We start from the raw sequence: 14,599 nt of genomic DNA on the forward strand, positions 1-14,599 counted from the left end.
TTTCAGGGGCCGGGTGGCCTCGGGTCAGGTTGTATCTTTCGCCATGACCACCCTGTCCCTGCCCTGGGACTTGGCCGTGTACAGTGCTTTGTCTGCTTCCTTGATCAACTGGTCCAGGGTGGTCCCGTTGTCGGGGTATACCGCCCCGCCCACCGAAATGGTGACGGTCCCCGGGGATCTATGGTCAAGTGAAAATTCGTGGGACCGGATCCGGTCGCAGATTTTCTGGGCTGTCTGGCAGGTGGCTTCATGGCCGGTTTCGGGCAGGATGAGGGTAAATTCTTCTCCCCCGTACCGGCAGGGGATATCTTCGGCACGGACCATGCCCCGCAACATGAGGCCGAATTCTTTCAGGATGTGGTCGCCGGTGTCATGGCCGTGGGTGTCGTTTATCTTTTTGAAATGGTCCAGGTCCATCATGAGCAGCCCCAGAGACTGGTTCCGCCGGCCGGCCCTGCTGATCTGCTGTTCTGCAGATTCCAAAAGAAAACGTCTGTTGTAAAGGGTGGTGAGCGCATCCCGGATGGCCTGGTCCCGCAGGGCCTCCTGCAGTTTAAGGTTGCCAAAGGCAAGGCTGGCCTGCTCTGCCAGGGCCAGGGCCAGATTCTGTTCTTCCTGGGAGAACACATCTTCTGACGGTATGGAAATATGGAGTACCCCGAGGCTTTCTCCCTGGGCCACCAGGGGAAGGCAGAGCATCGTGCGGTCAGTGCCCGACCAATGGCTGCAGGTTGCATTGCCGGCTTTTGTATCGCCCAGGTGGCGGCTGCCCTTTCTCAGGGCCCAGCATTGGGCGGGTTCATAGACCGTTTCCTGGCCCCATTCCCCGTTCCAGGTGTCGATGACCTTCAGGCGGTCTGCTTCATCATCGAATATGGCCATGGCCCCTGAAAACCTGGGCATTAGAACCGGAGCCACCATGGCAATGACATTCCTGGCCTCATTGTAGGTGTTGCAGGCCGTCAGCTGGGTGCCCAGGTTCTGAAGGATTTCGATTTCACGGGTCCGTTCCCGGACTTTTCGTTCCAGGGAATCCTCTTCTCTGCGCACCAGGCCCAGCAGGTACCTGGAGGCCAGCAGGCTCAGGATACCGGCCACCAGAAGGGTGATGATGCAAAATCCCCCCAGTACCATCCGCTGGTGAACCAATTCTTCATTGAGGCTTCTCATGGGAACCGCCACCCTGAAAAAGCCTTGCATTTTTTCATTTCTGTAGCGGACCGCCGCATAGAGAAGCTCAACGCCGACGGTCTGGCTGTATCTGCGGTCCAGTCCCGCCCCATGCTCCCTGGCCTTTACAATCTCCGGGCGCTGGGACCGGTTTTCCGCCTCCTGCACCTCGGCGAAGGACAGTCTCGAATCGCCGATAATCCAGCCGTTCTTTCCGATGATGGTGACCCTGAGCAGGCTGCCTCTGGCGATGTGATCGGCAAAGGCATCATAATCAGCCATCCTGTAATGGTTCTTTAAAAATTCCAGGATTCTGGCACCGCTCCGGGCCTGCTGGATCAGCGCTTTTTCATAGCGGACAATGGCGGTTTTTTCAAAATACAGGTCAATGAGCAGGACGCTGGCAATGGTGAAGGTGACAATCAGCGCCAGAGGGATGCCGATTATGCTTTTGGATGTCAATGACTGGGCATGGGCCATGGTTTCTCACAATTGTGGATACAGGTAATAATCGCATCCTATAGAATTTTTGTAAAAAACACAATTCAGGGCAGGTGCTGCTTCAGGGGGGCAGGGGGGGGCAATCACCGGTGATATTTCCATCTTCAAAGGGATGCGAATACTTCCATGAGATCCTTTTTTTTGACGGGTTTGGACAGGTAGCCGTCCATTCCCGCCGCCAGAAATTTTTCCCTGTCCCCTTTCATTGCATTGGCCGTCAATGCAATGACCGGGGTGTGGAACGGCCCTGCCATTTCAACGGTGCGGATCAGTTTCGTCGCCAGTTCGCCGTCCATCACCGGCATCTGGATGTCCATGAGGATGATGTCGAACTCTCCGGGTGCGGCCTGGACGGCGTCCACGGCCTCCACGCCGTTTTTGGCAATCACCACCTCGTGGGACAGGGAGGTGAGCATTTTTACCGCGACTTTCCGGTTGATTTTATTATCTTCCACCAGCAGCACTTTTTTGGGGATGGTCCCAGTTGGCGGGCTGGCCTGGCGGCGCATTTCTGCCAGGGTGTACCGGGTGACCAGGGCCGTATCTTCTCCGTCCCCGTCCCTTGGCCGGTCCGGTGTACCAGGGCCGGGGATGCGCAGGGCCTGAATACATTCCTTTAACTGGGTCTTTTTGATGGGTTTCGTCAAAAAGGCCTGGAATCCGATTTCCTTAAGCAGGGCCGCGTCCCCCCGTTTGGCTGCGGAGGCCATCATGACCAGGGGCAGGCCGGCCAGGGCGCTTTCTTTCCGGATCCATCTTCCCAGCTCTTCCCCGGTCATCTCGGGTTTCTGCAGGTCGATGAGTACCACATCATAGTCGCCGGGTGCCTGAATCAGGCGTTTCAAGGCTTTTGCACCGTCGAGTACACCGCTGCACCGGCAGTCCATGGCCGTTAATATGGCATTGTATACCTTTTGGTTCATGGGATTGTCCGCCGCCACCAGGACCCGGCAGCCTTCTATCGCCGGCGTCTGAACCGCCGGGGGCGTTGGGGGGGCGGATATGGAAAATTGTGCGGTAAAATAAAATGTAGACCCGAGCCCTTCACGGCTTTTAACCCATATCCGGCCCCCCAGCAGTTCGGCCATTTGTTTGGATATGGCAAGTCCCAGGCCTGTGCCGCCGTATTTGCGGGTGATGGAACTGTCCACCTGGGTAAAGGATTCAAACAGGAAGGGCAGTTTATTTTCCGGAATCCCGATGCCCGTATCCCGGACCTTGAATCTAAGCTCAACCTGGTCATCATGGGTTTTTTCCATGGAGACCTGGATAAATACTTCCCCTTTTGTGGTAAATTTAACGGCATTTCCCGCCAGATTGGTCAGGACCTGCCTCAGGCGTCCGGGATCCCCCTTAAGCAGCACCGGTACGTCCGGATCGATGAGGCAGGCAAATTCGAGCCCTTTTTTATAGGCATTGACAGCCATCATATCGGAAAAGGACTCCAGGGTGATGTTCAGGTTGAAGTCAATGGATTCCAATTCCATCATGCCGGCCTCGATTTTGGAAAAATCGAGGATATCATTGACCAGGTACAACAGGGATTCTGCGCTTTCCTGGGCCGACCGGGAAAGGTCTTCCTGCTCCGGGGTCAGGGGGGTGGCGGCCAGCAGGTCCAGCATGCCGATGATGCCGTTCATGGGGGTCCGGATTTCATGGCTCATATTGGCCAGGAATTCCGATTTGGCCAGGGTGGCACTTTCGGCTTCCTTCATGGCCTGTTCCAGATCATTGTATCCGTCGGCATGATCCTTTTCAAGCCGCTGGTAGCTGAGCTGGATCAGGCCCACCACCAGAAAGATGATGACGGCCGTTAAAACCAGTGGAAAAATGGTCGGCTCAAGGGTCTTGCTGGTTATAATACTCTTTTCAAGGGAGGGATGGATCAGGTAATGCAAGGCCCTGTGCAGAAAGAAAAGAATGAGCATCCCCAGGGCCGCCGCGAGAATCCAGTTGGGACGGCTGACTTCCCTGTGGATATTGTTGAGCAGCGTATTCAGGCAGAACCCGGAATAGAGCGCCAGTACCGATGAAATCAGGATCACCCTGGCCGGAAGGCAGGGCATGCCGTAGAGAAAAAACAGGTGACAGAGCAGGTAAGCCGTAAAGGCTGCGGCATGACGGCGGCGGTCAACGCGCTGGTTTGCGAACATGCGGAACCCAGAATAAAAGAGAAAGGCGGCATAAAATATCACCGCGTTTCCCAATCCACCGGTGATTAGCCTGGGCATGACGCCTTGCAGCCCGATGAGCCCGATGCCGATACCGATCCACAGAAAAGAAAGGCACCAGGTGGAAAATCCAGGATAGGTCTTTCTGGACAGCATGAAGTGAAACATGCATAGAGAGAGGCTGAGTGTGGCCACCGCCAGTGCAATAAACAGGGAACGGGTATCCAGTGTAATGAGCATCATGGGCCTTGAAATTCAATGGGTTGCCGATTCCATCCTTTTGGGGACGGGCCAAGGGAGTTCATGGGTGCCAGTGTAGGGCAAACCCTGGTGTGATGCAAGGGGAAAGGTTGGCGCAGGCCTCGGACGCCCGCTGCCGGAGTCTTTTAGCTGGTCCCGCCGGCCGGGTGGCCGGCGGGGGACGGTGTTAGTACTTGCCGCCTTCGAATATGGAATCGGCAAAGGCCACATCTTCGGGGCAGAAGACGAAGAGGCATTGATCGGCCCCCGTGGAAACGGAGCCGTAGACGTAGTTGATATTAATCCCTTCCTTGCCCAGGCGCTTGGTCATCTTGGAGAGTTCGCCGGGCTGGTTGGTGATGTCGATGGCCACCACATCCTTGGTGTCGAAGAGGTAGTCTTTTTCCTTGAGGAGTCCTTCGGCCTTTTGAGGATCATCACATAGAAGGCGGATCAGGGCAAACTCGGCGGAATCCCTGCGCATGGACGAATAACTGGCCGAGGAGGCCAGGCGCTTCAGGGATTTGCCCCGGGCTTCAAACAGGTTCTGGACATAGGATGAGGCATCCTGGATGGTGATGGCGTCAATGTTCACGCCGGCATCACCCAGCAGGTCGGTCAGTTTTCCCAGTTCTCCGGGCACATTCTTAAGAAAGAGCGAAATTTCACGTCTGATCATTCTCTTTGTCCCCCTTTGGTTGGGAAAAAGCGGGGCGGGCCGGACGGTGGGAACGGCCCCGAATCTCCGCTTTTTCGTTATCTATATTTTTTATGCGTTGGCGGCGGCAACCCCCCTGTCAAAGGCATCCATATTCATGGGGATGATTTTGGGCTTGGCCGAAAATTCTTCCTTGATGCATTTTTTGAGCAGGTCCAGATCCACCAGGCCGCTCTTGGCGGCAAAGGCGGCCAGGGCCACGATGTTGGCGGCCCGCACCGAGCCGGCTTCAATGGCAATATCGTTTACCGGCACCACCAGTTCGGTGACGTCGGTTCTCTGGCTTCTCACGGGAATCAGGGAGGAATTGATGAATACAATGCCTCCGGGCTTGACGGTTTCGTCAAATTTTTCCAGGGAGGGCCGGTTCATGGCCACCAGGTGGGTGGGGTTTTTAATAATGGGTGATCCAATGAGCTTGTCGCTGATCACCACCGTGCAATAGGCGGTGCCGCCCCGCATCTCCGGTCCGTAGGAGGGGATCCAGGCCACCTGTGAGCCCTGTTTCATTGCGGCGTAGGCCAGGAGCTTGGCACTGAGAAGGATGCCCTGTCCGCCGAATCCTGCAAATTTTATCTCTGTCTGCATAGCTTTCTCCAGTCGGGTCTTAGGTTTATTTGGGCTCGTCTTCAGGGGTTTTGTAATCCCCCAGCTCGTAATAGGGCAGCAGGGTGTCTTCAGCCCATTTCAGCGCATCCAGCGGGGTCATGCCCCAGTTGGTGGGGCAGGTGGAAATGACTTCCACAAAGGAAAAGCAGGTGCCGTCAACCTGGTATTGGAAGGCTTTTTTAATGGCTTTTTTGGCCTTGTTGACCTGCTGGGGCTTGAGTACGGCCTGGCGGGTGACGTATGCCGGGGTGACCAGCTGGCTTAAGATATTGGCCATGCGCAGGGGCATGCCGGTGAGGGCGGTGTCACGGCCCATGGGGGCGGTGGTGGCCCGCTGGCCCGGCATGGTGGTGGGGGCCATCTGGCCGCCGGTCATGCCGTAAATGGCGTTGTTGATGAAGATGACGGTGAATTTTTCACCCCGGTTGGCCGCATGCATGATTTCACCCATGCCGATGGAGGCCAGGTCCCCGTCCCCCTGGTAGGTGAAAACGTTAAGATCGGGCCTCACCCGTTTGATGCCGGTGGCCATGGCCGGCGCCCGGCCGTGGGCGGCTTCCTGGAAGTCGCAGTCAAAATAATTGTAGGCCATTACCGCACATCCCACGGGGGCGATGCCCACGGTTGTGTCCTGGATGCCCAGCTCGTCAATGGCTTCGGCCACCAGCCGGTGGACGATACCATGGGTGCAGCCCGGGCAGTAATGGGTATGGTTGTCGGTCAGGGCGGCGGGCTTGGTATATGTTTTTCCCATACTAATCTCCTTTTTAAGGCTCTCCTATATCAGCCCTTTAACGATTTCGATGATTTTTTCCGGTGTGGGGATTTCACCGCCGCATTCTCCGTAGAATTCCACGGGCCGTTTGCCCATGACGCAGCGCTGGACATCCTCCACCATCTGGCCCATGCTCATCTCAATGCTGATAACAGACTTGCAGCTTTCCTTGACCGCTGCATCGTGAACCTCTTTTTCCGGGAAGGGAAACAGGGTTTTCGGCCTGAACATGGCCACCTCAATGCCCTCTTCCTTGAGCATGTCGATGGCGGTGCGGCAGACCCGGCTCATGGTGCCGTAACTGGTGATGAGCACCTGGTAGTCGGTATCCTCGTTGTAGAGTTCGTACTGGACTTCCTCTTTTCTCATCTGCTCGTATTTGGCCTTGAGGATGAGGTTGTTTTTGTTCAGCTCCGTGGGATCCAGGAACAGGGATTTTACCAGGTTCCGTTTCTTGCTGCCCCGGGTGGCCATGCCGTTGGAGGCCCAGTCGTCTTTATTGGAGGGTTCGCTTTTGAGGTCGTCCCTAAATTCCACAGGTTCCATCATCTGGCCGATCATGCCGTCGCCCAGAATCATGACTGGGTTTCTGTATTTTTCGGCCAGGGTGAAGGCCTGCATGGTCATTTCAACGGCTTCCTGAACCCCGTCCGGTGCCAGAACCAGGAGGTGGTAGTCGCCGTGTCCCCCGCCCTTGGTGGCCTGGAAATAATCGCCCTGGGAGGGAAGAATGCCGCCCAGCCCCGGGCCGCCGCGCATGATATTGACAAAAACCGCCGGGCACTGGGCCGCGGCAATATAGGAAATGGCTTCGCTCATGAGGCTGACCCCGGGAGAGGAAGAGGTGGTCATGACCCGTTCGCCGGCACCTGCGGCACCGAAAATCATGTAGCCCACAGCCACTTCACTTTCACCCTGGAGAAAACATCCCCCTTCTTCGGGGAGGCGCTTGGCCAGGTATTCAGCCACTTCGGACTGGGGGGTGATGGGATATGCAAAATAGTTCTTGCAGCCTGCCCTGATGGCGGCTTCGCCTATTGCTTCATTACCTTTCATTAAGACTTTAGCCATTATGTTTTCCTTTTAACTGATTCAATGGTCTGTTTAATTTAAGCGGTTTCCTCTTCTACGATGCTGATGGCCACATCCGGGCACATAACGCAGCAGATGGTACAGTGGATGCAGTCTTCGGGCCGGGCCTGGTAGGCGGGAAAGTGTCCCTTGGCATTCACTTTATCGGTGATTTCCAGGACGTTTTTCGGGCAGAAATGAACACAGAGCCCGCATCCCTTGCACCTTTCGGAATCAATGATGTGTTTTAGGGCCATTGTTAACCTTACTCCTTATCGAATAGCTCATGGGGTTAAATGCGTTTCCAGGGGGGAGCCAGTTTTCTGTCAATGGGCAGGACCGGGCAGCCGATCCGGCTCATATCCAGCTGGGGCATCAGCCTGGTGGACGCTGTTATAAATTTAATATCAAGGCCGGTGGCGGAGGAAACCTCCCGAACCAGGTCCACCCCACGGTAGATGATGTCAGGGGTGGTCTCGTCGATGAGATTGGCATTGGACACAAGGCCTGTGATCTTCAATTTTGCAGATGCTTCTATTTCCTGCCGTATTTTCAAGCAGCCTTCAAGGGTCTCGGTAAAGGGCCGCATGGGGTTGATGACCTGCAGCATCTGTATATCCCGGCCTGCAAGGACATGGGCCAGGGCGGCCAGAACCGTGACGCCCACATCGTCGCCGCCTGCATCCAGGATGGTCAGTTCCGCCGGCGCCTGTATCATGCCGGCCACGGCCGGGGCCAGTATGGGCAGGTCTGCATGCATGTATTTGGACGGGGGCAGGACCACTTGGACACCGAGCTCCTCAAGGGGCTGCCGGGCCTCCCGGGTGCGAAAATAGGGGTTGACCAGGTCCAGGTCCGTGATCTTCACCGTTTTGCCCTGTTTTCTGCCGGCAACGGCCAGGTTGACGGCGGTTTCGCTCTTGCCGCTGCCGTAGTTGCCCGCAATGACGACGATTCCATTGATATCCGGTATATTGATTTCCGGCAACTCCCTCTCTCCCTTCTGCTGAACCTAATTAAACCAACAATTCAAATCACGAATTAAATCAGATCAAGGGGGGTTTTGCAAATGGTTTTTCTCGGCAATCCGGGCAATTTCCTCTTTTGTCAGGGCGCGGCCCTTGTCCATGCTCATTTTTTTCACGGCCGTGGTAATGGCTTCAAGGGAACGGGCATCATAGCCAATGCCATGGCTGCCCAGGTATTTTTTCACCAGCCCCCGGCCGCAGAGGGGATTTAGGAAAAATGCCTCCTGGTCGGCCGTGCCAAAGTTTCCGCCGGCATGGGTGCCGGCCACATGGGTTTTCACTGCGGCTCCGAATACCGGATACTGGTAGTTTAAAAGGTCGAAACCGGCCTGTTCTTTGACGATGGCGTTGACATAGGTGTAATAGGCTTTGAAGCCGTCAAGGTTGTCCAGGTTCAGTCCCGTCTCGTGTCCCTGGTCCGCCAGCAGTCTGCCGGTAATATAAAGGTCGGCCAGGCCGTTGCGTTCCCCTATCCCCAGGGCCGATGCCTCGAAGATGTCCGCACCGGCCAGGATACCGGTGAGGGTGTTGGCTGTGGCCATGCCCATGTCATTGTGGCAGTGTACGGAAAGGCGGATTCTCTGTTTTAAGGCGGCCAGGGGAGATATGCAGGCGGTGACCCGGTTGGGGGCCATGATGCCCGAGGTGTCGGGCAGGGAAAGGATGGACAGGCCGCCGGGGCTGTCAAAGGCTTTCAGGCAGGCGGCCAGCACCGGGGCCGGCGTCCGGCCCATATCCAGCATGGCCAGGCTGATTTGGGAATCAGGACGCATCTCCTTTACATCCTTGAAAAGCCGTCCAAGGTCTGAAAGGATGGATTGGCGCTCTGTTTTTGATGCCCCTTTTTTCAGGTGACAATGGAAATGGGGATCATCCACCCCTGTGTCGGCGATGATCTGGGCATCCCCGGCCAGGGCCCGGCCCAGGGCGGCGGTACGGATCTTAAATTTGTTCTTTCTGGCATGGTCCGCCACTGCCCGGACAATACCGGCCTCCCGGTCCAGGGCCGGGGGATAGCCTGCCTGGCAGACATCCACCCCCAGCATCTCCTGGAACTCCAGGATTTTTATCCGCTGTTCAAGGGAAAAAACCAGGCCGTGGAACTGCATTCCCTCTCTGAGGGTTTCATCGATGACCCGGATCCTTCTCCCTTTATCTGACATGGTTTTCCTTTGGCGGGTTAAAGTAGCCGTGGATGAGGTGGGGGAATTCTTTGCCCAGGGCGTCAATCATGTCCGCCATGCCGGTCGGGCTGCCGGAATCCGTCACCCCGGCCATGATCCGGATATACCGCCTGGGATCGAAATTCAGGTTCCGCCATTGGATCATGTCGATGTTAAGCTCCCGGATAAAGGCGAACAGGGCCTCCCGCTCCCCTTCCGAATCGGTGAATCCGGGGCAGTTCAGGTAGTTGATGGCCACAAATTTGCCGTGGGCCTTGGCGGTTTTAATGGAGTTCACCACGTCCTCGTAGGTATAGGTTTTCGGCCTGAAATAGGCGGTATAGCAGTCCGGCCTCACTGAATTCATACTCACCCGCATGCTGTCCAGGCCGGCACGGCAGAGCCGATCCACCACCTTTGTCAGGCTGGCGTTGGAATTGAGGTTGATGGTGCCTTTATCCGTTTGGGTCCGGATGATTTTGATGGCGGCTTCCAGGGCCTTGCCCGAGGTCAGGGGTTCCCCTTCGCAGCCCTGGCCGAAACTGACCACGGCCTTGTCCACCTTTTGTATATGTTCCAGGGCCACCCCGGCGATTTCCTCGGGGTCAGGGATGAACGCGATCCGGTCCTGGCAGGCGCAGAGGTTGTTTTCTGTCTGAAGGGAAATGCAGCCCAGGCAGGCCGCATTGCAGACCACTGAAGTGGGCAGGGGGGCCTCATACCGTCCCAGGAAGAAATTCTTCCCGGCCGGGCATCCGTATTCCAGGGCGCAGGTTTCAAGGTGGCGCATCAGCCGGTTGTCAGGATATTTCTTGCGGTATTTTTTTACCCCGGCCTGTACCCCTGAAATGGGCATGCGCCTTAAATCCTGTCTGGGTTCGTCATCCACCTGAAGGGCCGCCGACCGGAAATCGTTTTTTCCGAACCCCACGGCCCCGTAAGAAAACAGGGGCAGGGGAGCTTCAATGCCGGTATCGTCATAGGCGCAGAAGTGGCGGTTCACATATCCCGGGGAGTTGAATACCCCCACAGGGTAGATCCGCTCACGGGGATCATAGGGATTGGTTTCCAGCACCTCAAAGTCGTCGGTCATCAGGTTGAAGACCACCACCTTCCGGTGGGGCAGGAGCATGAGTTCGCTGCCGTGGGGCATGTCACAGCTGTTGGTCTTGGTCAGAATATGGTATTGATCGCCGGACATGCCCACGGCCCCGTACCCTTCCAGTTCAAATATTTCGCCGTTTTCCCCGGCCGCAACCGCGGTGAGGATATGTTTATTTATATAAGCCATGGATCAGGATATATCAAAATCACCGTCCGACCACAATGCTCCCTATGGGGAATGCAAATTTTGTATCACCCCGGTTTGGCTTTTTATATCTCCGCCGCAGCAAATTTCCGGAGATGTCACTCAAAGCATGATTTCTTCTTGCAATCCTTGGTAATCTCAGTTTAATCTCCGATATTTTGATGTTTGAACCAATACAAAAATATCGATTCAGGAGAGCCATGCAAACATTTTTAAGTTTTGTCGGTAAATTTTTCTATATGGCAACCCGCTGGAAATTTGAGCCAATCCCAGATTATTTTAAGAACCAACATGTCCTTATCGGGTTCCCGCATACTTCAAATATGGATACCATAAGGGCTTTTTTCGGGTTTAAAATTATTAAACGCACCGGGTATATAATGATTAAAAAAGAATGGTTCTTCTGGCCGCTGTCAGTTATTTTCAAGGCACTGGGCGGAATCCCTGTTTACCGTGATTCGTCCCGGGGGGTTGTTGGCCAAATGGTAACCCGGTTTAATGAGCAGGATGATTTTCTATTGGCAATTGTGCCTGAAGGGACCAGAAAAGGGGTTAAAACGATTAAGACAGGTTTCTGGCACATCGCAAAAGAAGCCGATGTTTCAATCATCTGCTGGTATCTTGATAATCGCAACCAAGTTACAAGATGGCTCGGAGAGGTCATTCCCGGAGATGACAAGGTGGAGGATTTACTGAAAATACAGAAAATTTATGCTGATGCCGGGTATAAATTCCCCCTGGATGTCTCATCTCTTTAAGCATACGGCGGCACAGGGATGACAGCCCCTGTGCCGCCTTCGCCCATATAAGGTGTCGGTCCTCTCCCGCCCAGGGCCGGTGCTCTATCATCCCTATCCTTTATTTCGCCTCAATTCTTATAATGCGCTGGCCCTGCCCAACTCGGCTTTCGTGGTTTACAAACCAATGATTTTTTTCTACAATATCCATACCAGCCTCAGTTCCTGAAGCCCCAAACGCTACTCAGTCACAGCAGTCCTCAAAATGGAAAAGGCAAGCCGGAAAACGGCAATTCATGTTAGGAAAAAGGGGGACCTCAAGGTATTTCTCCCCCGTTTTAAAACCAACGCTTTTCTTAACAAAGGAGGGAGACCATGGTAACCGTGGAAATGCTTGAAAAGTTAGAGATTTTCGACAAGTTGACCAACCAGGAGCTGGGCAAGATTCTTGAAATCTGTTCGCTTGAAGAGTTCCAGAATCAGGACCGGCTTTTTATGGAAGGGGAAAAGGCATCGGACATGTGGGTTGTCGCCGAAGGAAAAGTGGAACTCCGGTTTGAGATGCCCAATACCCAGGCCAGTTCCTCTAATACAACCATGTCAGCCCATGGGGAGGAAATCCCCCAGTCCCAGGTTTTTGGATGGTCCTGCTTTATTCCGCCGTATAAAATGAGGCTGTCCGCCTATTGTACCTCCAGAAAATGCCAGGTGGTCAAAGTGCATGGGGAAAAACTCAATCAATTGATGGCGTCAGAACCCAGCATTGGGTTTAAAATCATGGGATACCTTGTACAGGTCGTCGGATTCCGGTTCAAGCAGATGCAGGATGAAGTGGTCAAATTCATGGGGCTGAACTTGATGAACTCCTGGTAGGACTTAAAAAATCGCAAGAACGAAAATAGATTATACCGGACGGTTTTGGGTCTGGGCCATGATAAAATGAATGGCCGAATCCGGTGAAAGGGGAAAATCATGCAAAAAACCTTTTTCAACCTGGTCCAGGAAGTGCAGAAAAAGGGGAAATGTTCCCATTGCGGCGGCTGTGTCACCTTTTGTTCTGCCATAAACTATGGGGCCTTGGAACTTGATGAGGATGGGAAGCCCAGATTCGGCAATATGGATAAGTGCATTGAGTGTGGGCTGTGCTATTCCATCTGCCCCCAGACCAACGAGCTGGATGATGAGATTCGGGAAAAGGCACATTGGCAGGAACCGCTGGGAAAGGTGATCAATTTCAACGTCACCCGGGCAAGGGATGAAAAAATTCTTGATAACGGGACTGACGGCGGCGTCGTCACTGCCATCCTGACCTACCTTTTTGATACAGGCCGGATTGACGGGGCGATTGTGTCTAAAAATACCCCCCAGGGCAGGATTCCCTGCCTGGCCAAAACCCGGCAGGAGATTCTTAGTTCGGCCGGTTCCCATTTTAACAGTTCCCAGGCCATGCTTCAGTTTGGAAAAGAATACTCCACCTTTTCACCTTCCATCAGTGCCCTTGGGGGGCTGCGATTCCACTCCCTTGACCGGCTTGCCTTTGTGGGAACTCCCTGCCAGATCGTGACAATCAGGAAGATGCAGGCCATGAATATGGTTCCGTCGGATGTGATCATCCTTTGTCTCGGCCTGTTCTGTTCGGGGAATTTCACCTTTTCCGAGCCTTGTTTTAAACCGGTTTCCCAGGCATACGGGTTCGATTATGAGGATGTCCGAAAAATAAATATCAAAGATGAGTTTGTGTTTACCCTGACGGATGGCCGTCAGGTGGCGGTTCCCATTGACAAACTCAGTGGCCTCAAACGCCCGGCCTGTAATTTTTGCGATGATTTTACCGCAGAGTACGCAGATATCTCGTTCGGGGGCCTAGGGGCTGAGAACGGCTGGACCACCTCCATTATCCGTTCCCCCGTTGGGAGAGCTGTTTTTACCCTTGCTCTGGAAAATGTGCTCATGCGGTACCGCTTTGAGGATAATCCCAAGTTTGTCACCCAGGCCGAGGAGAAAATCTACGCGGCATCCGCCCGAAAAAAGGCGCAGGCCGAGAAGAGTAGAAAAGAGCGGGAAAATAGCGGCGTTAAAGTCGTTTTTTGATAAAAGAACATGCATCGTCAACCTTTTGGACGCTGATGGCCGGGCCGGTGCTGCAGGTGAACTGCCCTGATGAGAAGAAGACAAAAAACGATTTATCAAGAAAAATCCGGGGGATAATGACAAAAATTGTAAATTATGTGAAAAAAAATTCACAATTTGTGAAAAATATAACATGCTAAAAATACAGGGGAAAAATAAAATTATCTAAATGCTTGACTTTTCTTTTTCTTTGGATATAGTGAAACAGCGTTTCTGGAGAGGGGAACGTTAGGTTTTTCCTGAAGGTGTAGTTCTTGGCCGTTTTGTCGGCAATACTCCCGGAGCTGGAAACCACTTTATTTATTACTATTTTTTTACAGGAGATTGCCAACATGGCCACTGGTACCGTAAAATGGTTTAACGACGCAAAAGGTTTTGGATTTATCGAACAGGAAAGCGGACAGGATGTATTCGTCCACCACACAGGGATCAACTCCACCGGATTCAGGTCCCTGAACGAAGGTGACAGGGTTGAATTTGAAGTTGAAGAAGGCCAGAAAGGCCCTGCCGCTAAAAACGTCACTGTGATCTAATTCATCACAAACCGTTTTACAACGCGCAGTTTGTTAAAAGAAAAGCCCTGGACGGCAGCACCGTCCAGGGCTTTTTTGCATTTAATCCGGCGGGTATGTAAGATTTTCTAATAAATTCGGTAAATAAATATTGCCCGCTGAATCTGCTGTGCTATACTCCCTTTTTGAACTTTACTTAATATGGATAAATGATATGTGTTTAGCAGTACCGTCAAAGATTATTGAAATTAACGATTCAGTGGCCAAGGTGGAGGTGGACGGCGTGGTCCGTGAAGCCAGCCTCATGCTGCTGGATGATGCCGGTGTAGGCGATTATGTGATTGTCCATGCCGGGTTTGCCATTTCCAAAGTAGACGAAGCGGCGGCCCTCCAGACCATCGAGGATATGCGCCAGATCCTGGAACTGGGGTCGGGCCCGGCCTGATCCTTCCGGATACCTGTTTA

At 53.8% G+C, this 14,599-nt stretch carries 15 protein-coding genes; 5 read left to right on the forward strand and 10 right to left on the reverse strand.

The features are described from left to right. Positions 1 to 24: 24 nt before the first annotated feature. The 10 genes from HUN04_19540 to HUN04_19585 form a co-directional block, all read right to left on the reverse strand. A complete protein-coding gene (locus HUN04_19540) occupies positions 25 to 1,650 on the reverse strand; it encodes a GGDEF domain-containing protein (protein ID WDP91782.1) in 1,626 nt (541 codons plus the stop codon). 125 nt (positions 1,651 to 1,775) lie between these two features. Beyond that, positions 1,776 to 4,085 carry a response regulator gene (locus HUN04_19545; protein ID WDP91783.1) on the reverse strand — a complete coding sequence of 770 codons (2,310 nt, stop codon included), beginning with the start codon at positions 4,083 to 4,085 and terminating at the stop codon, positions 1,776 to 1,778. Between the two features lie 184 nt (positions 4,086 to 4,269). Continuing rightward, a complete protein-coding gene (locus HUN04_19550) occupies positions 4,270 to 4,761 on the reverse strand; it encodes an amino acid-binding protein (GenBank protein WDP91784.1) in 492 nt (163 codons plus the stop codon). 90 nt (positions 4,762 to 4,851) lie between these two features. Beyond that, on the reverse strand, positions 4,852 to 5,388 hold the full coding sequence (locus HUN04_19555; GenBank protein WDP91785.1) for a 2-oxoacid:acceptor oxidoreductase family protein: 537 nt from the start codon (positions 5,386 to 5,388) through the stop codon (positions 4,852 to 4,854). Between the two features lie 25 nt (positions 5,389 to 5,413). Beyond that, complete coding sequence (locus tag HUN04_19560) at positions 5,414 to 6,163, reverse strand: 2-oxoglutarate oxidoreductase (protein ID WDP91786.1); 750 nt, start codon at positions 6,161 to 6,163, stop codon at positions 5,414 to 5,416. A gap of 24 nt (positions 6,164 to 6,187) precedes the next feature. Beyond that, positions 6,188 to 7,255, reverse strand: a complete 1,068-nt coding sequence (vorB, locus tag HUN04_19565; GenBank protein WDP91787.1) for a 3-methyl-2-oxobutanoate dehydrogenase subunit VorB — start codon at positions 7,253 to 7,255, stop codon at positions 6,188 to 6,190. A gap of 38 nt (positions 7,256 to 7,293) precedes the next feature. Further along, the gene (locus HUN04_19570; protein WDP91788.1) at positions 7,294 to 7,512 is read right to left on the reverse strand and encodes a 4Fe-4S binding protein; all 219 of its coding nucleotides are present in this window, start codon (positions 7,510 to 7,512) and stop codon (positions 7,294 to 7,296) included. A gap of 35 nt (positions 7,513 to 7,547) precedes the next feature. After that, a complete protein-coding gene (locus tag HUN04_19575) occupies positions 7,548 to 8,234 on the reverse strand; it encodes a cobalamin biosynthesis protein CbiA (protein WDP93345.1) in 687 nt (228 codons plus the stop codon). A gap of 72 nt (positions 8,235 to 8,306) precedes the next feature. Continuing rightward, complete coding sequence (locus HUN04_19580; protein WDP91789.1) at positions 8,307 to 9,446, reverse strand: hypothetical protein; 1,140 nt, start codon at positions 9,444 to 9,446, stop codon at positions 8,307 to 8,309. Next, the gene (locus HUN04_19585; GenBank protein WDP91790.1) at positions 9,436 to 10,737 is read right to left on the reverse strand and encodes a radical SAM protein; all 1,302 of its coding nucleotides are present in this window, start codon (positions 10,735 to 10,737) and stop codon (positions 9,436 to 9,438) included. Before HUN04_19585 ends, HUN04_19580 begins: the two co-directional genes overlap by 11 nt. Before the next feature lie 218 nt (positions 10,738 to 10,955). Here HUN04_19585 and HUN04_19590 point away from each other — a divergent pair, with 218 nt between their 5' ends. The 5 genes from HUN04_19590 (at position 10,956) to HUN04_19610 (ending at position 14,579) form a co-directional block, all read left to right on the forward strand. Continuing rightward, positions 10,956 to 11,513, forward strand: coding sequence for a 1-acyl-sn-glycerol-3-phosphate acyltransferase (locus HUN04_19590; protein WDP91791.1), 558 nt, complete (start codon positions 10,956 to 10,958; stop codon positions 11,511 to 11,513). A 354-nt stretch (positions 11,514 to 11,867) separates the two neighbouring features. Next, entirely contained in the window at positions 11,868 to 12,365 is a 498-nt protein-coding gene (locus tag HUN04_19595; protein ID WDP91792.1) for a cyclic nucleotide-binding domain-containing protein, read from the forward strand. Between the two features lie 99 nt (positions 12,366 to 12,464). Beyond that, positions 12,465 to 13,583, forward strand: coding sequence for a Coenzyme F420 hydrogenase/dehydrogenase, beta subunit C-terminal domain (locus HUN04_19600; GenBank protein WDP91793.1), 1,119 nt, complete (start codon positions 12,465 to 12,467; stop codon positions 13,581 to 13,583). Between the two features lie 371 nt (positions 13,584 to 13,954). Then, positions 13,955 to 14,155: a cold-shock protein gene (locus tag HUN04_19605; GenBank protein WDP91794.1), complete on the forward strand. Its 201-nt coding sequence runs from the start codon at positions 13,955 to 13,957 to the stop codon at positions 14,153 to 14,155. Positions 14,156 to 14,348: 193 nt separating this feature from the next. Further along, on the forward strand, positions 14,349 to 14,579 hold the full coding sequence (locus HUN04_19610; GenBank protein WDP91795.1) for a HypC/HybG/HupF family hydrogenase formation chaperone: 231 nt from the start codon (positions 14,349 to 14,351) through the stop codon (positions 14,577 to 14,579). The last annotated feature ends 20 nt before the right edge of the window (positions 14,580 to 14,599 follow it).

Origin of the sequence: Desulfobacter sp. (assembly GCA_028768525.1) — a bacterium.
Taxonomy (GTDB): Bacteria; Desulfobacterota; Desulfobacteria; order Desulfobacterales; family Desulfobacteraceae; genus Desulfobacter.

What these genes read in the sequence shown, in the direction of transcription:
- HUN04_19595 (WDP91792.1), top strand. Translation starts at nt 11,868, where the DNA reads ATGGTAACCGTGGAAATGCTTGAAAAGTTAGAGATTTTCGACAAGTTG.
- HUN04_19555 (WDP91785.1), bottom strand. Translation starts at nt 5,388, where the DNA reads ATGCAGACAGAGATAAAATTTGCAGGATTCGGCGGACAGGGCATCCTT.
- HUN04_19550 (WDP91784.1), bottom strand. Translation starts at nt 4,761, where the DNA reads ATGATCAGACGTGAAATTTCGCTCTTTCTTAAGAATGTGCCCGGAGAA.
- HUN04_19585 (WDP91790.1), bottom strand. Translation starts at nt 10,737, where the DNA reads ATGGCTTATATAAATAAACATATCCTCACCGCGGTTGCGGCCGGGGAA.
- HUN04_19600 (WDP91793.1), top strand. Translation starts at nt 12,465, where the DNA reads ATGCAAAAAACCTTTTTCAACCTGGTCCAGGAAGTGCAGAAAAAGGGG.
- HUN04_19580 (WDP91789.1), bottom strand. Translation starts at nt 9,446, where the DNA reads ATGTCAGATAAAGGGAGAAGGATCCGGGTCATCGATGAAACCCTCAGA.
- HUN04_19560 (WDP91786.1), bottom strand. Translation starts at nt 6,163, where the DNA reads ATGGGAAAAACATATACCAAGCCCGCCGCCCTGACCGACAACCATACC.
- HUN04_19570 (WDP91788.1), bottom strand. Translation starts at nt 7,512, where the DNA reads ATGGCCCTAAAACACATCATTGATTCCGAAAGGTGCAAGGGATGCGGG.
- vorB (WDP91787.1), bottom strand. Translation starts at nt 7,255, where the DNA reads ATGGCTAAAGTCTTAATGAAAGGTAATGAAGCAATAGGCGAAGCCGCC.
- HUN04_19590 (WDP91791.1), top strand. Translation starts at nt 10,956, where the DNA reads ATGCAAACATTTTTAAGTTTTGTCGGTAAATTTTTCTATATGGCAACC.
- HUN04_19605 (WDP91794.1), top strand. Translation starts at nt 13,955, where the DNA reads ATGGCCACTGGTACCGTAAAATGGTTTAACGACGCAAAAGGTTTTGGA.
- HUN04_19545 (WDP91783.1), bottom strand. Translation starts at nt 4,085, where the DNA reads ATGATGCTCATTACACTGGATACCCGTTCCCTGTTTATTGCACTGGCG.
- HUN04_19610 (WDP91795.1), top strand. Translation starts at nt 14,349, where the DNA reads ATGTGTTTAGCAGTACCGTCAAAGATTATTGAAATTAACGATTCAGTG.
- HUN04_19540 (WDP91782.1), bottom strand. Translation starts at nt 1,650, where the DNA reads ATGGCCCATGCCCAGTCATTGACATCCAAAAGCATAATCGGCATCCCT.